We start from the raw sequence: 21,445 nt of genomic DNA, 5'->3' as shown, positions 1-21,445 counted from the left end.
CCTCGCGTGCGGTACGCACTTCGCGGTGCGTACTTCCCGATAGAGAGTAGCTCTCCCTAGGTTCGCGAGTACCTACGGAAGAGAGAGACCATCATGCGCGCAATTGTCGTCCACACCTTCGGCGGACCGGAAGCACTCGAACTCGTCGAGGTGCCGGTGCCGGCGCCGGGTCATGGACAGGTCAGGATTCGGGTGTCGGCCGCCGGGGTGAATCCCGTCGACGCGGTGACCAGGGCCGGAGTGCTGGTCGAGGCCGGATTGATGGCGCCGCGCGCGGTGACCGGGATCGGCTGGGATGTGGCCGGGGAGGTCGATGCGGTGGGTGCCGGGGTGGATGGGTTCTCGGTGGGCCAGCACGTGATCGGACTGCGTGATCTGCTCGACCGGTCGCTGGGCAGCTATGCCGACTACCTGGTGCTCGATGCCTCGGCGGTCGCGCCCGCACCGGCGGGACGGTCCTCGGTCGAGGCGGCCACGCTGCCGTTGAACGGGCTCACCGCGCTACAGGCCCTGGACCTGCTCGAGCTCACCGAGGGCGACACCCTGCTGGTGACCGGCGCCGCGGGTGCCGTCGGCGGGTTCGCGGTGGAGATCGCGGCGCGGTGGCGGGGGCTGCGGGTGCTGGCCCAGGTGGCCGAGTCCGATGCCGCGTTCGTGCGCGGACTCGGGGCGGAATTCGTGATCCCGCGCGACGGTGTGCCCGCCCCTGGCGGAGTCGACTCGGTACCCGGCACCGTTGATCGTGCCGGGGCGGTGTCCGCGCACGCGCCGGTCGGGGCCGACTCGGTGCATGACACTGTCGACCTGGCCGAGGTCGTGCGGGAGCTCGTGCCGGGTGGGGTGGACGCGGTGCTCGACACTGCTGGGTTGGGCGCGCGGGCGTTGGCCGCGGTGCGCAATCGCGGGTCGTTCGTCACGGTTGTCGGTGGGGCCGATCCGCTTCCGTTGCGCGGCATTCGCGTGCACCACGCCTGGATCACCGCCGACGGACCCGCCCTGGCCACCCTCGCCGGTTACGACCTGTCCCTGCGCGTGGCCGACACGATTCCCCTCGAACAGGCCGTCGCCGCGCACACCCGCCTCGCCGAAGGCGGCCTGCGCGGCCGGATCGTTCTCACCACGGCATCGGGAGGTGGCTCATGAGACTGGAAGTCGACGGACGCGCGGTCGAGGCGACCGCCCGCCCCGGCCAGTGCCTGCGCACCCTGCTGCGCGAACAGGGTCAACTCGCCGTCAAGAAGGGCTGCGACTCGGGCGACTGCGGTGCCTGCTCGGTCCTGCTCGACGGCCAACCGGTCCACTCCTGTCTGATCCCCGCCCACCGCGCCGCCGACCGTACCGTGACGACAGCGGCGGGCCTCGCGGGTGCCGATGGCCCGAATCCGGTGCAGCGCGGCTTTGTCGAGCAGGCCGGGTTCCAGTGCGGGTTCTGCACCGCCGGAATGGTGGTCACCGCAACAGGTCTGGCGGCAGCCCGCTCGGCTCCCGTCGACGCGCCGAGTCCAGAGACGGTCGATGGCGCCGAACCCTCGGAGATCGCCGCCGAACCCCTGAGCGCGGAGGCCGTCACCGACGCCGAGCGCGCCGAATTGCTGAAAGGAAACCTCTGCCGCTGCACGGGCTACCGCGCCATCGCCGACGCCCTCACCACCCCCTGTGCATCCCTGTGCACAACTCCCGGACCCGCCGAATCGACCACCCGCCCACCTGCCGGGCAGATCGGGGACGGGGTGGGGGCGCCTGCGGGGGAGCGGATCGTGCGGGGGGCGGAGGCGTTCACGTTCGATGTGGTGGCGGGGTCGGGGGAGCGGAATCCGCCGGTGGCGCCGTGGCATCTCGCGGTGCTGGCCAGTCCGCATCCGCACGCGCGGATCGTCGCCATCGATGTGGCCGCGGCAGAAGCTGTTCCGGGAGTGCGGGCCGTGTTGACGCATGTGGACGCACCGGCGACAGCGTTCTCGACGGCGCGGCACGAGCTGCGCGAGGACGATCCGGACGACACCTTCGTGCTCGACCGCACCGTGCGGTTCGCGGGGCAGCGGGTGGCCGCGGTCGTCGGCGAGACACTCGATGCCGCGCGAGCGGGGGTGCGGGCGTTGCGGGTGGAGTACGAGGTGCTGCCCGCGGTGTTCGAGCCCGAGGACGCGCTCGCCGAGGGGGCGCCGAAACTGCATGCCGACAAACCGGAGTCGGCCCGCATCGCGGATGCGGGGCGCAACCTGATCGCCGAAATCCACGGTGAAGTAGGCAATTTCGATGCGGGGATCGATGGTGCCGCGAAAGTGGTTCGCGGCGTGTGGCATTCGCCGCGTGTGCAGCACGTGCACCTCGAGACGCACGGCGGGATCGGCTGGCTCGACGACGCGGGCAGGCTCGTGGTCCGGTCGAGCACCCAGGTGCCGTTCCTGGTGCGTGACGAGCTGAGTCACGTGTTCGGGCTCGGCCGGGATCGGGTGCGGGTCTTCGCCACCCGGGTCGGCGGCGGGTTCGGGGCCAAGCAGGAGATGCTGGCCGAGGACCTGATCGCGCTGGCCGTGCTGCGGACCGGGCATCCCGTGCAGTACGAATTCACCCGCACCGACCAATTCACCTCCGCCACCTGCCGTCATCCGATGCGCGTCGCGGTGACCGCGGCGGCCGACGCGAACGGCCTGCTCACCGCGCTGGCCGTCGACGTCCTCTCCGACGCGGGCGCCTACGGCAATCACAGCGCGGGCGTGATGTTCCACTCCGTCGGCGAATCCGTGGCCGTCTACCGCTGCCCGAACAAGCGCGTCGACGCACAGACGGTGTACACCAACAACATTCCCTCCGGCGCCTTCCGCGGCTACGGCCTGGGGCAGGTGATCTTCGGCGTGGAATCGGCCATCGACGAACTCGCCCGCGAACTCGGCATCGACCCCTTCGAATTCCGCAGGCGCAATGTGGTGATCCCCGGCGACCAGTTCACCGGCGCCGAGGTCGACGAGAGCGACCTGACCTTCGGCAGCTACGGCCTCGACCAGTGCCTCGACACCGCCCAGCAGGCCCTGCGTCGCGGCAACGGCACCGCCGCGCCCGGCCCGGACTGGCAGGTGGGCGAGGGCATGGCCGTCGCCATGATCGCCACCGTGCCGCCGCGCGGCCACCACGCCGATGCCACCGCCCGCGTCCTCGTCGACGGTCGCTACGAGATCGGTGTCGGCACAGCCGAATTCGGCAACGGCACCACCACCGTGCACGCCCAGCTGGCCGCGACCGCACTGGCCACCACCGCCGATCGCATCGTCATCCGCCAGTCCGACACCGACGTGGTCGGCCACGACACCGGCGCCTTCGGTTCGACCGGCACCATGGTCGCGGGCAAGGCCTCCTACGCGGCGGCCCTCGAACTGCACGCGATGCTGCTGGCCAGGGCGGCCAAGGTGAGCGGCCATCCCGAACGCGAGTGCGTGCTCGAGGCGGGCGGGGTGCGCTGCGGCGACGACCTGCTCACCGCCGCCCAGCTGCTCGCCGACGGTCCGCTCGTCGCGCACGGCACCCACGCGGGCACGCCGCGCTCGGTGAGTTTCAACGTGCACGCGTTCCGGGTGGCGGTGCGGCCCTCCACCGGCACGGTGCGGATCCTGCAATCGATCCAGGTCGCCGACGCGGGCACCGTGGTCAATCCGGTGCAGCTGCGTGGGCAGGTCGAGGGCGGGGTGGCCCAGGCGATCGGCACCGCGCTCTACGAGGACATGCGGACCGACCAGGGCATCGTCACCACGCGGACCCTGCGCCACTATCACATTCCGCAGTTCGCGGATCTGCCCCGCACCGAGGTCTATTTCGCCGAAACCAGTGACGAACTGGGACCGCTGGGTGCCAAATCGATGAGTGAGTCCCCCTACAACCCGGTGGCACCGGCACTGGCGAACGCGATCCGCGACGCCGTCGGCACCCGACCGGACCGACTACCGATGACCGCCGACCGTGTGTGGCGGGCCGTCAAGGAAGGAATCGCCGGGTGAACACCCATCTTCCCGAGCACATCCGCGCCCGCGTCGACGCGGTCCTCGACTCGGTCGACGCCGAGCTGCGGGCGCGGTATCCCGGCGCGGGCGACCGGGTCCAGCCGGTGCACACCGCCTACGTGGCCGCCGACCGCGCCACCCCCGACACCCCCGCCGAATGGGGTGCGGACGCGCTCGAACTCCTGCACCGGCACGCGGACTTCCTGGTCGGCCTCGACGCCACCGGTTCGCTGCCCGCGGTCCGGCACAGGCTGACCGACCAGCCGATCCAGGACCTGCGGATCGACTTCGAGGACGGCTACGGCTTCCGCGCGGACGACGAGGAGGACGCGGCCGCGATCGCCGCGGGCAAGGCGTTGGCGAGCTGGGCGGATCAGCCCGGTGCCCCCGCCTCGTTCGGTGTGCGCACCAAGGGTCTGGCCGCGGGCGAGCGCAGGCGCGCGCTGCGCACGCTGGAGCTGGTGCTCGACGGTGCGGGTGGCGTGCTGCCCGGCTTCGTGTTCACGGTGCCGAAGATCCGTGCGGCCGAACAGGTCTCGGCGCTCGTCGACCTGTGCTCGGGTCTGGAACGCGGCCACGGACTGCCCGATCACACCCTGCGCTTCGAACTCCAGATCGAGAGCCCCCAGGCGATCATCGCCCCCGACGGCACCGCGCCGATCGCCCGGATGATCTCGCTGGCCGCCGGACGGTGCAGCGCACTGCATTTCGGCACCTACGACTACACCGCCGCCTGCGGCATCGCCGCCACCGACCAGGCGCTCGACCACCCGGCCGCCGACCACGCCAAGGCCGTCATGCAGGTCGCGGCCGCGCAGACCGGGGTGTGGGTCTGCGACGGCTCCACCCAGATCGTGCCCGACGCCGATCCCGAGGCCGCCTTCACCAACCACCATCGCCTGGTCGAACGCGCGCTGCGCCGGGGCTACTACCAGGGCTGGGACATGCATCCCGGTCACCTGATCACCCGCTGGCTGGCCACTTACGACTTCTTCCGCACGGCAACCGACGTGGCCGTGCCCCGGTTGCAGGCGTATCTGGACCGGCGCTCCGGAGGCGTCGTCGACGAACCGGCCACGGCCGAGGCACTGTCGACCACTGTGCTGCGCGGACTGCACTGCGCGGCGACCTCGGAGTCCGAATTGCTCGATCGCGCACCGGAACTCACGACCGATGTGCTGGCCGCGCTCGCCGCTCGCCGCACCCCGAAGACCATCCACGACGAGGAGACACGGTGAGCGAACACCACGGCAGCGAAGACTTCACGCTCCTACCGGATCTGGCGGTCCGCCCGCTCGGCGGTTCGGTGATCTGGGCGAACGACGAGTTCTTCGCGGAGAAAGAGAACCTGATCAATCCGGGCCCGGCCGAATATCAGCCGTCGACCTTCGGGCACAAGGGGCAGGTGTACGACGGGTGGGAAACCCGGCGGCACCGCGGCAAGCCCGGTGACGACACCGCGATCGTGCGGCTCGGCGTGCCCGGGGTGATCCGTGGTGTCGTGGTGGACACGGCGTGGTTCAAGGGCAACTATCCGCCGGAGGTGTCGCTGTCGGCGCTGGCCGTCGAGGGATACCCGCCCGCCGGGGAGATCGCCGCGCGGACCGACTGGGTCACGCTGCTCGATCGCGCCAAAGTCGGTGGTGACAGCCGCAATCCGTTCACCATCGACAGCGACGAGCGCTGGACGCACGTGAAACTCACCATGCACCCCGACGGCGGAGTGGCGCGGCTGCGCGTGCACGGCGAGGGGCGCCCCGACCCGACCCTGCTCGGCCTCGGCCCGCTCGACCTGGCCGCACTGGAGAACGGCGCCCTCGTGCTCGACTGCTCCAACCGCTTCTACAGCTCACCCAACCAGCTGCTCTACCCCGGCCAGGCGCGGGTGATGGGCGACGGCTGGGAGACCGCGCGCCGCCGCGACGACGGAAACGACTGGGTGCGAATCAGATTGGCCGGTCCCGGCGCGATCCGCCTCGCCGAGATCGACACCTCCTGCTTCCTCGGCAACAGTCCCGGCGCGGCCTCGCTCACCGGAATCACCAACGACGGCACCGAAGTCGAACTGCTGCCGCGCACCGACCTGCTCCCCGACACCCGGCACCGCTTCGCCCTCGCCCCGGCCGCCGCCTCGGTCGAGGAAGTGCGCCTCGACATCTATCCCGACGGCGGGCTCGCCCGGCTGCGGCTGTTCGGGGAGCTGGGCGCGTGAGCGATATTCGCGACTTCGTCGGCTACGGACCCACTCCGCCCGACCCGCAGTGGCCCGACGAGGCGCAGATCGCCGTGCAGTTCGTGCTGAATTACGAAGAGGGCGGGGAGAACAACGTTCTCGACGGGTCACCGCATTCGGAGACGTTCCTGTCCGAGATGACGCCCGCCGAGGCGTTTCCCAACCGGCACATGAGCATGGAATCGCTCTACGAATACGGTTCGCGCGCCGGGCTGTGGCGGGTGCTTCGCGCCTTCGAACGGCGCGGACTCCCGCTCACCATCTTCGCGGTGGCGCGGGCCATGCAGCGCAATCCCGAAGCGGTGGCGGCCTTTTCCGAACTCGGGCACGAGATCGCCAGTCACGGACTGCAATGGAAGTCCTATCAGCTCATCGACCGCGACATCGAACGCGCCGACATGGCCGAGGCCGTCCGCATTCTCACCGAGCTCACCGGTTCGGCCCCGCTCGGCTGGTACACCGGCCGCGATTCACCGAACACCCGCGAATTGGTCGTCGAACACGGCGGTTTCGTCTACGACTCCGATTCCTACGCCGACGACCTGCCGTACTGGACCGAGGTGAACGGCCACGACCACCTCGTCGTCCCCTACACCCTCGACACCAACGACATGCGCTTCGCCTCCCCCGCCGGTTTCGCCACCGGCGAGGAGTTCTACGCCCACCTCCGCGACGCCTTCGACGTCCTCTACCGCGAAGGCGCCGAAGGCCACCCGAAAATGCTCTCCATCGGCCTGCACTGCCGCCTCGCCGGCCGCCCCGCCCGCACCGCCGCCCTCGAACGCTTCCTCGACCACATCCAAACCCACGACCGAGTCTGGATCACCCGCCGAATCGACATCGCCGAACACTGGCGCAAAATCCACCCGGTCCGCGCCTGAGCACCCATCGCCCCACCGACCCGGCGCCGCAGCGGCACCGGGTCGGTCCGGTCAGGCCAGGCCGCAGCGTTCGATGTTGGCCAGGGTGATCTGGCGGTCGGATTCCTTGGCCTGGGGGACGCGGGCGTAGGCGCCCAGGGAGTCCATGTAGTTGACGAAGGCGTCGGCGATCTCTTCCGGCGTCGCGTCCGGTTTCGCGGCACGGATGTTGTTCACCAGGTCGCGGGTGGTGTCGCACTGCTCTTCCGGGGTGAAGATCGGCGGCGGCGGGTCGGCGTGTGCGAACGCCGGGGCGAACGCCAACACGGAAACAGCAAGAACAATGGATCGAATTCCCCTCATGCGCCCGACCCTACCGGGCTGATCTGGTTGGGGCGCATGGCATTCAGCGTGCACGGGTGTTCGCCGGGTTGGCGGCGGTCGGGATTTGGGGCGGCGCACTCCATGGAGCGGGGAGTGCGCCGCGGGGGTCAGGCGAACAGGTTGGTGACGAAGGGGAGGGAGTCGGGGAGGGAGGCGTTGACGGTGTCGTTGTGGTCGGTGGGGTAGGTGCGGAGGGTGACCGGTTGGTTGTTGGCCTGGAGGACGGCGGCGAAGCGGAGGGTTTCGGGGGTTACGACGTCGGTGTCCTGGAGGCCCTGGCCGAGGAAGAGGGGGCGGTCGTAGCCGGATTCGGGGAGGCCCATGTAGTTCGAGAGCAGGGCGTGGAGGTTGGGGATCGAGGTCAGGGGGCGGGCGAACATGCTGCCGATGGACGGCTTGGCCTCGGCCAGTTCGTCGCCGAGGGGGCCGATGCAGGTGGTCTGGGCGCGGTCGAGCCAGGTGCGGCCGGAATCGGTGAGCAGGCCCTCGATGTCGAGGTCGGGGAAGGTGGTGCGCAGGCCGTTGAGGATGTAGAGCACGTAGGCCGACAGGTGCGAGCTCAGGGCGATCGGGGGCATGCCGGGGCCGATCAGCTGCAGGACGTCTTCGATGTAGGCGGGGACGCCGGTGCCGACCGCGCCGCGGTAGTCGAGATCGGGGCCGAACTCGGTGGCGTAGCGAGCGGTGAACACCGCGGCGCCGCCGCCCTGGGACTGGCCGACCACGGCCCACTTGTTGGACAGGTCGGCGTGGCGGTCGGTGGCGGCGCGCACGGCGTCGACCACGTTGTGGGCTTCGACGATGCCGTTCAGGTACGGGTGCTCGCCGGGTCCGCCGAGGCCCGCGTAGTCGGCGGCGACGATCGCGTAGCCCTGCTTCAGCCAGGTGCCCAGGTAGGCCCAGTCGCGTTCGACGGCGCCGGGACCGGCCACGCTGTAGGCGCAGTCGTCACCGAGGCCGACGGTGCCGTGCGCCCACGCGATCACCGGCCAGCCGCCCTCGGGTGCCTCGCCGGGCGGGAAGTACACGGCGGCGCTGGTGGTGGTCGGCTGATCGCCCACGGTCGTCGACCGGTAGAGCAGTCGCTCGGCGCGGACCGAGCCGGGCAGTGTCGCCGCGGCCGAGAGCGGCTCGACCCCGACGACGCTGCCGGGCAGGCCTGCGGGCTGTGCGTGCGCTACCGCGGCGGGCAGCACGCCCATCGTGACCGTTGCCGCGAGCGCCGTCATGGCGAGCTTCGACGTCGCCGCCATCCTGGAAATCCTCATGCGGTCACTTTCTCCTTCGCGTGCGCACAGTGTCCAGCTCTATGTCGCCGCGCGAGTACGCGGCGTGCCCCCGCGCGGTGACGACACGCACACCATTGCTCCCCGGCGTGGTGTGTGAAACGACTCACAGAGTGGAAGGGTTGGGCGTGTCGATGTCCGCCCGGCCGGTGATCGCTAACAGTACGAGCGTTATGCTGAAACTCCTGGTCAGCACTACCCGTCGGTAGGCTCGATGCTTGCAATTAGCCCGCAAATTTCGCAAAGTTAGCAAACGCGGCGGCAAACCTAGCTGAGATTCACACAAGCAACAGGTAGACGGCTATTTCCTGGTGTGCCATCGTGTGGAAGTACACCCCTTGGGCCCTAGCTAGTCCTAGCAAGCCTGCAAATTGCTCCAGCAGTACGAGCCGTGCAACCGAAGGCGTTCAGGCGCCGGATGTTTCACCGGCCGCGCGGCGCGGAGCACCGACCACACCGAGGAAGTGGAGTCAGAGATGTCGATCCCCGGCACCCCGAAGACCGCTGCGGAAATCCAGCAGGATTGGGACACCAACCCGCGTTGGAAGGGTATTACCCGCAACTACACCGCCGAGCAGGTCACCAAGCTGCAGGGCAACGTTGTCGAGGAGCACACCCTCGCGCGCCGTGGTGCCGAGATCCTGTGGGACCTCGTCAACAACGAGGACTACATCAACTCCCTCGGTGCCCTCACCGGCAACCAGGCCGTGCAGCAGGTCCGCGCCGGCCTGAAGGCCATCTACCTGTCGGGCTGGCAGGTCGCCGGTGACGCGAACCTGTCCGGCCACACCTACCCCGACCAGTCGCTGTACCCGGCGAACTCGGTCCCGTCGGTGGTCCGTCGCATCAACAACGCGCTGCTGCGCGCCGACGAGATCTCCAAGGTCGAGGGCGACGACTCCGTCAAGAACTGGCTGGCCCCGATCGTGGCCGACGCCGAGGCCGGCTTCGGTGGCGCGCTGAACGCCTACGAGCTGCAGAAGGCGATGATCGCCGCGGGTGCCGCCGGTGTCCACTGGGAGGACCAGCTGGCCTCGGAGAAGAAGTGCGGCCACCTCGGTGGCAAGGTGCTGATCCCCACCCAGCAGCACATCCGCACCCTGACCTCCGCGCGTCTGGCCGCCGACGTCGCCGACGTGCCGTCGGTGATCATCGCCCGCACCGACGCCGAGGCCGCCACCCTGCTCACCACCGATGTGGACGAGCGCGACCGTGAGTTCCTGGACGGCACCCGTACCGCCGAGGGCTTCTTCGGTGTGAAGAACGGCATCGAGCCCTGCATCGCGCGTGCCAAGGCCTACGCCCCCTACGCCGACCTCATCTGGATGGAGACCGGCGTGCCGGATCTCGAGGTCGCGCGCAAGTTCGCCGAGTCGGTCCGCAGCGAGTTCCCGGACCAGCTGCTGGCCTACAACTGCTCGCCTTCGTTCAACTGGAAGGCGCACCTGGACGACGCGACCATCGCGAAGTTCCAGCGTGAGCTCGGCGCGATGGGCTTCAAGTTCCAGTTCATCACCCTGGCCGGCTTCCACTCGCTCAACTACGGCATGTTCGACCTGGCGCACGGCTACGCTCGCGAGGGCATGACCGCGTTCGTCGACCTGCAGGAGCGCGAGTTCAAGGCTGCCGCCGAGCGTGGCTTCACCGCCATCAAGCACCAGCGTGAGGTCGGTGCCGGCTACTTCGACACCATCGCCACCACCGTGGACCCGAACACCTCGACGGCGGCCCTGAAGGGCTCCACCGAAGAGGGCCAGTTCCACTGAGTTGCTATGACTAGCAACGCCTTTCCTCTACTCCGGTAGGGGTGTACGCCCTCCCTCGCCGATCAGCCCCGGCGAGGGAGGGCATCCCTATACTTTGGTCGCTATGACCTCCCCAGCCACCCCACAGCCAGACACACAGCAGGAGCGGGACGTGAGCAGCAGCGAGAAGATTCAGCGCGTCGGAATCATCGGCGCGGGACAGATGGGCGCTGGCATCGCCGAGGTGTGCGCACGCGCGCACGTCGACGTCCTCGTCTACGAGACCACCCGTGAACTCGCCGCCGCCGGCCGCGCGCGCATCCTGCGTTCGCTGGATCGTGGCGTGAGCAGTGGCAAGATCACCGAGCGCGAGCGCGAGCAGGCCGCCTGGCGGCTGCGCTTCACCTCCGACCTCAGCGACTTCGCCGATCGTCAGCTGGTCGTGGAGGCCGTGGTCGAGAACGAAGAGGTCAAGACGGCCATCTTCAGCGAGCTGGACAAGGTCGTCACCGACCCCGACGCCGTGCTCGCCTCCAACACCTCCTCCATCCCGATCATGAAGATCGCGGTCGCCACCGCCAATCCCGAGCGCGTGGTGGGCCTGCACTTCTTCAACCCGGTGCCGGTGCTGCCGCTGGTCGAGCTGGTCACCACCCTCAAGACCAGCGAGCCGGTCGCCAAGCGCGCCGAGCAGTTCGCCGCCGACATCCTGGGCAAGCAGGTCGTTCGCTCGGCCGACCGCTCCGGTTTCGTGGTCAACGCGCTGCTGGTGCCGTACCTGCTCTCGGCCATCCGGATGGTCGAGTCGGGCTTCGCCACCAAGGAAGACGTCGACAAGGCGATGGTGCTCGGCTGTGCCCACCCGATGGGCCCGCTGGCACTGACCGATCTGGTCGGCCTGGACACCGTGAAGTCGATCGCGGACTCGATGTACTCGGAGTTCAAGGAGCCGCTGTACTCGGCGCCGCCGCTGCTGATGCGCATGGTCGAGGCTGGCCTGCTGGGCAAGAAGACTGGAGCCGGTTTCTACCAGTACGGCAAATAGGTTTGCTCACCCGAGGCCACCGTCATCACCTACCACGCGATGACGGTGGCCTCCGGCCTTTTCGGGGGTGTTTGCAGGGGGAACGGCGAAGGGCCGCGTTCGCGGCCTAAGCTGCTGTAGCCGGACGCGCTCGCGCGGCCCGGCGTTATGTCGAGCGCAGCAATGCGCGGGGAGCCGAGTCCGGGCCGCCCGCGCAGGTGATCGAAAGGGAGTATCCCGGTCATGGTCAACGTCACCGATGGATTCGGGTCGAGCGTTCTCGGATACCCGAGGATCGGTCCGCACCGCGAGCTCAAGCGTGCGCTCGAGGCGTATTGGCGCGGATCGCTCGAGCGCGAGGAGCTGCTCGCGGTCGGCCGCGACATCCAGGAGCGCCAGTTCAACGAGCTGGCCGCGACCGGACTCACCCAGGTTCCCGGCAACACCTTCTCCTTCTACGACCACGTGCTCGACAACGCGCTGCTCTTCGGCGCGGTGCCGTCGCGCTTCGAGGAGCACCGCGCGGGCCTGGACCCGCTGGACTTCTACTTCCTGATGGCGCGCGGCAACCCGGACGTGCCGCCGCTGGAACTGGTGCGCTTCTTCGGCACCAACTACCACTACCGGCAGCCCGAACTCGACGCCGACACCACCTTCTCGCTGCACCCCGAGGCCCTGCTCGACGAGTGGGACCGGGCGATGGAGCGCGGGATCGAGCTGCGACCGGTCGTGCTCGGACCGGTGTCGCTGCTGCTGCTGTCGAAGGCGGGGCACGTGCCCGGCGAGGCCGAGTTCGACACGCTGAGCCTGCTCGACCAGCTGCTGCCGTTCTACGAGGAACTGTTCGAGCTGCTCGCCAAGCGCGGCTCGACCTGCGTGCAGCTCGACGAGCCCTGCTTCACCGGTGAGCGCTCGCCCGCCGAGCTGGCCGCGTTCGAGAAGGCCTACCAGACCCTGTCGAAGGCGCCGCTGCGCCCGCGCATCCTGGTCACCGGGCAGTACGGCGATTTCGGTGAGGCGCTGCGGATCCTGGCGGCGAGCAATGTCGAGGCGATCGGGCTGGATCTGTCCGCCTACCGGATGACGCCGGAGGAGCTGGCCGCGATCCCCGGGATCAAGCGCAAGCGGATCTACGCCGGTGTCATCAGCGGCACCAATGTCTGGCGCGCGGATCGTTACGTGACGCTGAACTACCTGAACGCGATCGCCGAGGTGTGCCCCGACCTGGTCGTGTCCACCGGCACCACGCTGCTGCACGTGCCCTACGACGTGCTCGCCGAGTACGACATCGAGGGCAATGTCGCCGACCGGCTCGCCTTCGCCAAGCAGAAGGTGGGCGAGGTGGTCTCGCTGGCCAAGGCGCTGACCGAGGGCCCCTCGGAGAACTGGCGCAAGCGGCCTACCGAGGTGCACTTCAAGCAGAAGCACGCGGTGCGCCAGCGGGTGTACGCGGTGACCCCGGACATGCGCGAGCGCGAACCGTACGTGGTGCGTCGCGCCGCGCAGCAGGAACGGCTGAATCTGCCGGTGGTGCCCGCGACCACGCTTGGCTCGTTCCCGCAGAGCGGCAAGCTGCGCCAGGCTCGTCACGAGGTGGCCTCGGGGCGGCTGTCCGAGCAGGACTACCGCAAGCAGGTCGAGGCCGAGATCGAGGCGACGATCCGGCTCCAGGAGGACATCGGCCTCGATGTGTTCGTGCACGGTGAGCACGAGCGCAACGACATGATCCAGTACTTCGCCGAGCAGCTCGACGGCTTCGCCACGACCCGCTTCGGCTGGGTGCAGGTGTACGGGTCGCGCTGTGTGCGGCCGCCGATCGTCTACGGCGATGTGGCACGTCCGGCGCCGATGTCGGTGGAGTGGACCACCTACGCGCAGTCGCTGACCGACCGTCCGGTGAAGGGCATGGTCACCGGACCGGTCACCATGCTGGCCCGCTCGTTCGTGCGCCAGGACCAGCCGCTCTACGAGACCGCCGACCAGGTGGCGCTGGCCATCCGCGACGAGGTGGTGGACCTGGAGAAGGCGGGCATCGCGATCATCCAGGTCGACGAACCCGCCATCCGCGAGCTGCTGCCGCCGCGTCCGCGCGGGCGCGAGGAGTACCTGCGCTGGGCGGTCGCCGCGTTCAAGCTGGCCACCTCCGGCGTGCGCGCCGACACCCAGATCCACACCCACATCGGCTATTCCGGCCGCACCGAGGTGGTCGACGCGATCGACCAGCTCGACGCCGACGTCACCGCGATCGTGGCGACCCGCTCGATCGAATGGGTCATCGAGGCGCTCACCGAGGACGTCGCCAGCGGTCATGGCCTCAGCCACGGTGTCGGGCCCGGCGTCTACGAGAGCCGCTCGGCCCGCATCCCCGACATCGACGAGTTCGACGAACTCCTCACCCAGGCCGCGAACGCCGTGACGCCGCAACGGCTGTGGGCCAACCCGGACGGCGGCCTCAAGACCCGCCACTACTGGCAGCTCGAGCCGTCACTGCGCAACATGGTCGCCGCCGCGCGGCGCGTGCGTCGGCGGGCGCTGGCAGCCGAGGCGGAAGCCGCGGCCACCGAGTAGGACTCATGACCACGACAGCGGGCGCACCGGAATCCGGTGCGCCCGCTGCTGTGTCCGGACGTCGAAAGCGGCGGCTCGGGGCCGAAAGTGCCTATTCGTCGGCGGGTTCCGGCTTGGGTTGCTTGCGCTTCTTCCTGGTCGGGGGCGGGGTGTCCTCGGTGACCTCGTAGCGGCGGATGTAGGCGCCGGCGAAGCCCTGGAGGGTGGCGGTGACGGGGATGGCCAGGAGGGCGCCGGTGGGGCCGAGCAGGGCGGCGCCTGCGATGACGGCGCCGAAGGCCACCGCGGGGTGCATGTCGAGGGTGGTGGCGGTGATGCGTGGCTGCAGGACGTAGTTCTCGAACTGCTGGTAGGCCACGATGAACAGCAGGATCCACAGGGCGGTGATCGGGTCGTGGACCAGGGCGACCAGCACCGGGAGCGCGCCGGCCAGGTAGGTGCCGACGGTGGGGATGAACTGGGAGACCACGCCGACCCACAGCGCCAGCGCGAACGCCGACGGCACGTCGAGCACCCGCAGGGCCACGTAGTGGGCGATCGCCGAGCACAGGGCCAGCAGGGCGCGCGAGTAGATGTAGCCGCCGGTCTTCTCCACCGCGATGTCCCACGCCCGCAGCACGTGCTTCTGCTGCCGCGGCGGCAGCAGCGAGCACACCCAGGTGCGGAAGCGCGGTCCGTCGGCGGCGAAATAGAAGGTGAACAGCAGTACGCCGAGCATCTGGAACAGTGCGCCGATCGCGACCGTGCCGATGCCCCAGACGTTTCCGGCCAGCCCGACCAGGTAGCCCTCGATCGTGGAACTCCACTCGGTGGCGTAATTGGTCAGGTCGTCGCCGGAGAGATCCTGGTTGAAGGTGGCATTGATCCAGTCGACCAGGTCCTGGATGTAGTCGGGCGCGTTGGTCACCAACATGGTCACCTGGTTGACCAGCAGCGCGCCCAGCGTCCACACGAACGCCACGACGACCACCAGGAGCCCGACGAACACCACCCCGGTGCCGGCACCTCGCCGAACACCGCGCGCGGCAAGCCAGTTCACCGCGGGCTCGATCGCGAAAGCCAGGAACAGCGAGACCATCAGCACGGTCAGCAGACCCTGCACCTTGCCGAGCACCCAGAACGCCGCGATCAGCCCGGCGATGGCCAGCGCGGTGTAGAGCAACGCCCGCGGCAACCACCGCGGCGGTTGGCGCACCGACCAGCTCGGCGGGAGCAGCCCCGCCGCGCCGACCGGTGCCGGCGCGGCGGTGCCGGAGGGTTTTTCGTCGTCGGCAGCCACGTCGTCACGGTACCGAGCACCGTGGGTTTTCGTCGTGCTGGCGCGCGGAGCCTCAGATGGTGGCGGTATCGATCACGAAGCGGTACTGGACGTCGCTGGCCACGACGCGTTCGTAGGCCGAGTCGATCTCGTCGGCGGAGATGAGTTCGATCTCGGCGCCGATGCCGTGGGAGGCGCAGAAGTTCAGCATCTCCTGGGTCTGGGCGATGCCACCGATCATCGAACCGGCCAGCGAGCGGCGGTAGCCGGCGAGGTTGCGACCGGTGACGCTCATCGGGTTCTCCGGCAGGCCGAGGATGACCAGGGTGCCGTCGAGGGCGAGCAGGCGCAGGTAGTGGTCGATCGGCAGGTCGGCGGAGACGGTGTTGATGATCAGGTCGAACTTGCCGCGCAGCTGCCGGAAGGTCTCCCGGTCGCTGGTGGCGTAGTAGTGGTCGGCGCCCATGCGCAGGCCGTCGTCGCGCTTGCGCAGCGACTGGCTGAGCACGGTGACCTCCGCACCCAGCGCCGAGGCGATCTTCACCCCGACGTGGCCGAGCCCGCCCATGCCGATGATGGCGACCTTCTTGCCCGGCCCGGCGTTCCAGTGCCGCAGCGGCGAGTACAGCGTGATACCCGCGCACAGCAGCGGCGCGGCGACATCGAGACCGATGCCCTCGGGAATGGCGACGACGAAGTGCTCGCCCACCACGATCTGGGTGGAGTACCCGCCGATGGTGTACCCGCCGGGCTGCACCGCCTCCGCGACGGGGGAGTTGTAGGTCCAGGTGGCGCCGTTGGCGCAGTACTGCTCCTCGCCCGCCAGACACGGCTCGCACTTGCCGCAGGAGTTCACCAGGCAGCCGACGCCCACCCGGTCGCCGACCTGGTACTTGCGGACCTCCGGACCGACGGCCGCGACGATGCCGGCGATCTCGTGACCGGGCACGCACGGGTACTGCGCACCACCCCATTCGTCGCGGGCGGTGTGGATGTCGGAGTGGCAGATGCCGGCGTACTTGATGTCGATGAGGACATCGTCGGGCCCGAGTTCGCGGCGCTCGACCGTGACCTTCTCGAAGGACCCGTCCGAGGCGGGCATGGCGTAGGCGGCTGCGGTGCTCATGGCTACATGCCTACAGCCGCATGCGAGGTTTGCCAACCCACTGGTTCCGGATCGAGACCGGCGGGCCGGGAAAACGAGTGACAATGGAAACATCGGCTCGGGAGAGAGGGTGTGCGGGTGCATCGTGTCGGTCGGGTGCTGGTGACGCTGGTCGTCGCGGTGCTCGGCGTGTGCGCCTTCCTCGGTTACCGCGGTGAGGTGGGGTTTTTCGGGTCGGGTCCCGCGGGGGAGTTCGTCGCGACCGCGGAGCAACCGGCGCCGGTGCCGTTGGATCCGGTGCTGGTGGCCGAGCAGGTGCAGCCCGCGCTGGTCAACATCGAGGTCGAGTCGTCACCGTTCGGGATCGGCGCGGCCGGCTCGGGGATCGTGCTCACCGAGGACGGGCAGGTCCTGACCAGTCATCACGTGATCAAGGGCGCCGAGGTGCTGACGGTGACCGACATCGGCAACGGACTGGCCTACGACGCGACGGTCCTCGGGTACGACTCGACCGCCGACATCGCGCTGCTGGCACTGACCGGCGCCTCGGGTCTGGCGACGGCCCGGCTCGGCACCTCCGCCGACCTGCGGATCCGGCAGGAGGTGCTCGCCATCGGCGACGCGGGCGGCGACGGTGGCGCGCCCGACTCGGTCGCCGGGCCGATCACGGGTCTGAACGCGACCATCGTCGCGACGAACTCCGCCGATCTGACCCGCAAGGCGCTGCACGGCATGGTGGAGATCGCCGCGCCGGTGGTCGCCGGGCAGTCCGGTGGCGCGCTGGTCGACGGCACCGGCGCGGTCGTCGGGGTGATCGCGGCCGCGTCGGGGGAGCGCGGCCGGACCGAGTACCAGACGAAAACGGCCAACGGCTACGCGGTGCCGATCGACACCGCCATGCGGATCGTCGAGCAGATCCGGTCGGGGACGCCGACCGAGAGCGTGCACATCGGCCCGACCGCCACCCTCGGTGTGCAGATCGTCGACGCCGAACCGGCGGGTGCCCAGGTGAACTGGGCCTTCTACGGTCAGCCCGCGCGCGCCGCCGGGATCGGCACCGGTGACGTCATCACCGCCGTCGACGGGCGCGCGATCAGTACCGCCAAGGCGTTGAGCTCGGCGATCAATGTCCGCAAACCCGCCGATGTCGTCGTGCTCGACGTCATCGCGCCCGACGGCGCCGCGCGCACCGTCGAAGTGGTGCTCGGCTGGGGAACACCCAGCTAGACCAGGCTCAGCCAGTAGTCCTGGAACTTCAGGAACACCAGCAGCAGGACCACCGCGTAGAACACCACGACCAGGGTCCAGCGCCATTCGGCGAGAATCCCCATCGCGCCCCGCGCCCGGCCCCAGGTCTCCTGCGTGGTCACCGCGAACAGCACCGGCACCGCCACCCACACCACCATGCAGTACGGACACAGGGCGTTGATCCGGTACAGGCTCTGGAAGACCAGCCAGCCGATCGCGGCGACGCCGAGCACGGTGCCCAGCCACAGGCTGCCCCAGATCCAGCGCGGGAAACCGACGCCGACCACCGAGAGCACGCCGAGGGTGACGACCACCGAGAAGCCGACGATGCCGATCAGCGGATTGGGGAAGCCGAACACCGCGGCCTGGTCGGTGGTCATGATCGACCCGCACGAGAGCACCGAGTTGATGCTGCACGAGGTGACGTAGGTGGGATCGACGAACAGCTTGAACCGTTCGACGGTGAGGGTGAACGACGCCAGCCAACCCGCCAGCCCGGCGATCAACAGCAGCCAGGCCGAGCGGGCGGAGGCGGTGATCACTTGGCCGCGTCAGCGATCACGGACGCCAAGCCGTTCGGGGTGAAGAGCGCGTTGGACTTGTTCGCCTCGCCGTTGATGAACACCGACGGGGTCGATTCGACGCCGCTTGCCAGGGTCTCCTGGGTGACCTGCATGACGTAGTCGTGGTACGGCCGGTCGACGATGCAGGTGGCCACCGAGGGATCGGTGTACCCGGCGTCGTTCGCGATCCGGACCAGCTCCTCGTTGGACAGCCCGGCGCCGCCCTCGCCGGACTGGCGCTCGAACATGGTCTGCAACCAGTCCTGGTAGTTGTCCGGACCGGCCTGCGCCACGCAGAAGGAGGCGTTGGCCGCCCGCGAGGAGTACTGGTTGGTCGAGGCCCGATCGAGGAACGAGATGATCTGGTACTCGACCACCGCGGTCCCGTTGGCGGTCGCCTCGGCGAGCGCGGCGCCGTTGGCGGTCTCGAAATCCTTGCAGGCCGGGCACTGCAGATCGGCGACGACGCGGACCTTGACCGGCGCGTCCGGGTTGCCGACCCGCACGGTGCCGGTCTCGGTGACCGCGCCGCCGACCGGCGACAGCTGCGTCTCGACGGGGGGCGTGATCTCCGCGGAGACCTCGGGCTCGGACGACCTGTTCATCGCGATGCCGATGCCGATCGCGGCGACCAGTGCCACCAGTACCGCGGTGACACCGACCTGGATCGCGATCTTGCGCTTCTTGTCGGCCGCCTCGGCTTTGGCCAGCGGGTTCTTCCCGGTGCTCACCGTCGTCTCACGCCTTTCGTTCGTCGTCTCCCCACCGGTGACATCATGCGGGCCGAACCTGAGAGTTTCCGAAAGATCTGGGTCAGGCCTCGTCGAGCCTGCGCAGCTGCTCGTCGACATCGAAATCGGCGGGCGGCCAGTCCAGATCCAGCCTGGTCAGCGCGTCGATCAGCAGTTCGGTGACCGCGAGGCGCGAGTACCACTTGTTGTCGGCGGGCAGGACGTACCAGGGTGCGTAATCGGTGTTGGTGCGGTCGAGCAGCGTCTCGTAGGCCTTCTGGTATTCGGGCCAGTAGGCGCGTTCGGAGATGTCGGAGGGGTTGAACTTCCAGTACTTGTCGGGACGTTCGAGGCGTTCGCGCAGCCTGCGCTTCTGCTCCTCGAGCGAGACGAACATGGCGACCTTGACGATCGTCGTGCCGTTTTCGCTGACCTCGCGTTCGAAGTCGTTGATCAGGTCGTAGCGCTGCTCCCACTCCTGCTGGGGAACCAGTTCGTGCACCCGCACGACCAGGACGTCCTCGTAGTGCGAGCGGTCGAACACCCCGATCTGGCCGTGCGCGGGCAGCCGCTTGCGGATGCGCCACAGGAAATCGTGCTGCAGTTCCTCCGGGGTCGGCACGCCGAAGGACGCGTGGTCGACACCCTGCGGGTCGACCGAACCGATGACGTGGCGCACGATGCCGCCCTTGCCCGCGGTGTCCATGCCCTGCAGCACCAGCAGCACGCTGCGGGTGCCACCGGTGCGCCCGTGGGCGAACAGCTTCTCCTGCAGGTCCGAGAGCACCGTGGCGCGTTCGGCGAGCAGTTCCTTGCCCTTGCGCTTGCCGCCGGTGAAACCGGGTGTGCTGGAGGTGTCGAGATCGGCCACCCGCTGACCGTCCGCGCGCAGCGCGGTGACAGCGGGCTCGGCCCAGTGTTTCGCCATTTCCCATGCCTACCACTACTGCGGTCGATCGACCGGCAAGCTCGACGCAATCGTTGCCTGCCAGCAGGCCACCCCGGCGGGGTCGGCGATCTCGCGACGGTGCACGTACACCGGATCGAGGCCGGCCTTGCGCTGCGCCCGATAGTCGGCCAGCAGCTTGAACGCGATGACGCCGAGCGGGATGATCGCGGTCAGGTTGACCAGCGCCATCACGCCCATGAACACATCGGCCAGGTTCCAGATCAGGCTCACCGAGCCGAGCGCGCCGCCGAAGACGGCCAGCAGCACCAGGACTCGGAACGCCGTGAGCACCTGCGGCTTGTCGGTGATGAACTCGATATTGGCCCGGCCGTAGTAGAAATTGCCGATCATCGAGCTGAAGGCGAGCATGAACACGACCGCGGTGAGCACATGGCCCGACCAGCTGCCGAGGCTCGATTGCAGCGCGCTCTGGGTGAGGTCGGCGCTGCGCCGCTGGGACAGGTCGGGATCGCTGGTCAAGATGATGAACGCGGTGATCGAACAGATCAGCAGGGTGTCGAAGTAGACGCCGAGCGACTGCACCAGCCCCTGCTTCACCGGATGCGAGACATCGGCGGCCGCGGCGGCGTTGGGCGAGGAGCCGAGCCCGGCCTCGTTGGAGAACATGCCGCGCCGGATGCCCTGCGCGATGGCGACGCCGATCCCGCCGCCGACCACCTCGCGCAGCCCGAACGCCCCGCCGACGATATCGGCCACCACCCGGGGCAGATCGGCGATGTTCAGCGCCACCACCGCGATGCCGAGCAGCAGATACACCATCGCCATCACCGGGACGAGCACCTCGGTGATGTGGCTGATCCGGCGGACGCCACCGAAGATCACCAGCCCGAGCAGCACGATCAGGCCGAGCCCCACCAGCGGGGCGAACCAGTCGCCGTCCAGCGACGACAGCGAGGCCCGCCCGGTCGCCACGATGGTGTTCGACTGCACCGCGTTGAACACGAAACCGAAGGTCACCGTGATGACGACCGCGAAGATCATGCCCTGCCAGCGCCGCCGCAGGCCGTGTTGCATGTAGTAGGCGGGTCCGCCACGGAAGGTGCCCGGCTCGCGCTCGGGGCGCTTGTACAGCTGGGCGAGGGTGGATTCCACGAAGGCCGAGGCCGCGCCAAGGGTGGCCATCGCCCACATCCAGAACACCGCACCCGGCCCGCCGACGCTGATCGCGGTGGCGACGCCGGCGATGTTGCCGGTGCCGACCCGCGCCGCCGCGGAGATGCTGAACGCGCCGAACGCCGAGACCGACTTCTTCCCGTCCTCGGCCACCTGTCCTTTCTCGGCGACCGCCCGGAACATCTCCGGCAGCATCCGCAACTGCACGACCCCGGAGCGCACCGTGAAATACAGTCCGGCGCCGATCACCAGCGGGATCAGCAACCAGTTCCAGAACACGTCGTTGATGTCGACGACCACCGAGTTCACCGCGTCCATGCCGCGCAGGCTACCGCCGGGCAACGCCACCACCCGGCAGGCCGCGC

Annotated in this window: 17 protein-coding genes; 9 read left to right on the top strand and 8 right to left on the bottom strand. The window is 69.1% G+C overall.

Annotation, left to right across the window (positions count from 1 at the left end; translation table 11 throughout):
• The first annotated feature begins 93 nt into the window (after positions 1-93).
• From ACFVVM_RS15205 to puuE, 5 genes are read left to right on the top strand one after another with little or no spacing between them, the layout of a single operon-like run.
• Complete coding sequence (locus ACFVVM_RS15205) at positions 94-1,143, top strand: NADP-dependent oxidoreductase (protein ID WP_387617812.1); 1,050 nt, start codon at positions 94-96, stop codon at positions 1,141-1,143.
• Complete coding sequence (locus ACFVVM_RS15200; RefSeq protein WP_387617810.1) at positions 1,140-3,989, top strand: molybdopterin-dependent oxidoreductase; 2,850 nt, start codon at positions 1,140-1,142, stop codon at positions 3,987-3,989. The genes ACFVVM_RS15205 and ACFVVM_RS15200 overlap by 4 nt, the downstream gene beginning before the upstream one ends.
• Positions 3,986-5,230 (top strand): DUF6986 family protein, encoded by a 1,245-nt coding sequence (locus ACFVVM_RS15195; RefSeq protein WP_387617808.1) that lies wholly within the window; start codon positions 3,986-3,988, stop codon positions 5,228-5,230. Before ACFVVM_RS15200 ends, ACFVVM_RS15195 begins: the two co-directional genes overlap by 4 nt.
• Positions 5,227-6,204 (top strand): allantoicase, encoded by a 978-nt coding sequence (alc, locus tag ACFVVM_RS15190; RefSeq protein WP_387617806.1) that lies wholly within the window; start codon positions 5,227-5,229, stop codon positions 6,202-6,204. The genes ACFVVM_RS15195 and alc overlap by 4 nt, the downstream gene beginning before the upstream one ends.
• Complete coding sequence (gene puuE / locus ACFVVM_RS15185) at positions 6,201-7,106, top strand: allantoinase PuuE (protein ID WP_387617804.1); 906 nt, start codon at positions 6,201-6,203, stop codon at positions 7,104-7,106. The genes alc and puuE overlap by 4 nt, the downstream gene beginning before the upstream one ends.
• Before the next feature lie 51 nt (positions 7,107-7,157).
• Here the strand turns inward: puuE and ACFVVM_RS15180 are convergent, their stop codons facing one another.
• Positions 7,158-7,448, bottom strand: coding sequence for a hypothetical protein (locus ACFVVM_RS15180; protein WP_387617802.1), 291 nt, complete (start codon positions 7,446-7,448; stop codon positions 7,158-7,160).
• 128 nt (positions 7,449-7,576) lie between these two features.
• Positions 7,577-8,737: a lipase family protein gene (locus ACFVVM_RS15175; RefSeq protein WP_387617800.1), complete on the bottom strand. Its 1,161-nt coding sequence runs from the start codon at positions 8,735-8,737 to the stop codon at positions 7,577-7,579.
• A gap of 494 nt (positions 8,738-9,231) precedes the next feature.
• On the opposite strand from ACFVVM_RS15175, the gene aceA reads away from it, so the two are divergent.
• The 3 genes from aceA (at position 9,232) to metE (ending at position 14,092) form a co-directional block, all read left to right on the top strand.
• On the top strand, positions 9,232-10,521 hold the full coding sequence (aceA, locus tag ACFVVM_RS15170; RefSeq protein WP_071930617.1) for an isocitrate lyase: 1,290 nt from the start codon (positions 9,232-9,234) through the stop codon (positions 10,519-10,521).
• Between the two features lie 151 nt (positions 10,522-10,672).
• On the top strand, positions 10,673-11,545 hold the full coding sequence (locus ACFVVM_RS15165; protein ID WP_387617798.1) for a 3-hydroxybutyryl-CoA dehydrogenase: 873 nt from the start codon (positions 10,673-10,675) through the stop codon (positions 11,543-11,545).
• Positions 11,546-11,767: 222 nt separating this feature from the next.
• On the top strand, positions 11,768-14,092 hold the full coding sequence (gene metE, locus ACFVVM_RS15160) for a 5-methyltetrahydropteroyltriglutamate--homocysteine S-methyltransferase (protein ID WP_387617796.1): 2,325 nt from the start codon (positions 11,768-11,770) through the stop codon (positions 14,090-14,092).
• A 91-nt stretch (positions 14,093-14,183) separates the two neighbouring features.
• Here the strand turns inward: metE and ACFVVM_RS15155 are convergent, their stop codons facing one another.
• Together ACFVVM_RS15155 and ACFVVM_RS15150 are read right to left on the bottom strand one after the other, a co-directional pair.
• Positions 14,184-15,371 carry an AI-2E family transporter gene (locus ACFVVM_RS15155; protein WP_387617794.1) on the bottom strand — a complete coding sequence of 396 codons (1,188 nt, stop codon included), beginning with the start codon at positions 15,369-15,371 and terminating at the stop codon, positions 14,184-14,186.
• 52 nt (positions 15,372-15,423) lie between these two features.
• Positions 15,424-16,476 (bottom strand): NAD(P)-dependent alcohol dehydrogenase, encoded by a 1,053-nt coding sequence (locus ACFVVM_RS15150; protein WP_387617792.1) that lies wholly within the window; start codon positions 16,474-16,476, stop codon positions 15,424-15,426.
• A 117-nt stretch (positions 16,477-16,593) separates the two neighbouring features.
• Between ACFVVM_RS15150 and ACFVVM_RS15145 the strand changes: the two genes are divergently transcribed.
• Positions 16,594-17,682, top strand: a complete 1,089-nt coding sequence (locus ACFVVM_RS15145) for a S1C family serine protease (RefSeq protein ID WP_387617790.1) — start codon at positions 16,594-16,596, stop codon at positions 17,680-17,682.
• On the opposite strand, the gene ACFVVM_RS15140 is transcribed toward ACFVVM_RS15145, so the two are convergent.
• The 4 genes from ACFVVM_RS15140 to ACFVVM_RS15125 form a co-directional block, all read right to left on the bottom strand.
• Positions 17,679-18,242, bottom strand: coding sequence for a vitamin K epoxide reductase family protein (locus ACFVVM_RS15140; RefSeq protein WP_387619220.1), 564 nt, complete (start codon positions 18,240-18,242; stop codon positions 17,679-17,681). The genes ACFVVM_RS15145 and ACFVVM_RS15140 overlap by 4 nt on opposite strands.
• Complete coding sequence (locus tag ACFVVM_RS15135) at positions 18,242-18,997, bottom strand: DsbA family protein (RefSeq protein ID WP_387617788.1); 756 nt, start codon at positions 18,995-18,997, stop codon at positions 18,242-18,244. Before ACFVVM_RS15135 ends, ACFVVM_RS15140 begins: the two co-directional genes overlap by 1 nt.
• An 82-nt stretch (positions 18,998-19,079) precedes the next feature.
• Positions 19,080-19,925 carry a polyphosphate kinase 2 family protein gene (locus ACFVVM_RS15130; RefSeq protein ID WP_387617786.1) on the bottom strand — a complete coding sequence of 282 codons (846 nt, stop codon included), beginning with the start codon at positions 19,923-19,925 and terminating at the stop codon, positions 19,080-19,082.
• A 15-nt stretch (positions 19,926-19,940) separates the two neighbouring features.
• Positions 19,941-21,398, bottom strand: coding sequence for an alanine/glycine:cation symporter family protein (locus ACFVVM_RS15125; protein WP_387617784.1), 1,458 nt, complete (start codon positions 21,396-21,398; stop codon positions 19,941-19,943).
• Positions 21,399-21,445: the final 47 nt, after the last annotated feature.

The sequence above is a fragment of the Nocardia sp. NPDC058176 genome, from assembly GCF_042883805.1.
GTDB lineage: Bacteria > Actinomycetota > Actinomycetes > Mycobacteriales > Mycobacteriaceae > Nocardia.
This window is presented reverse-complemented; position numbering and strand designations above follow the sequence as displayed.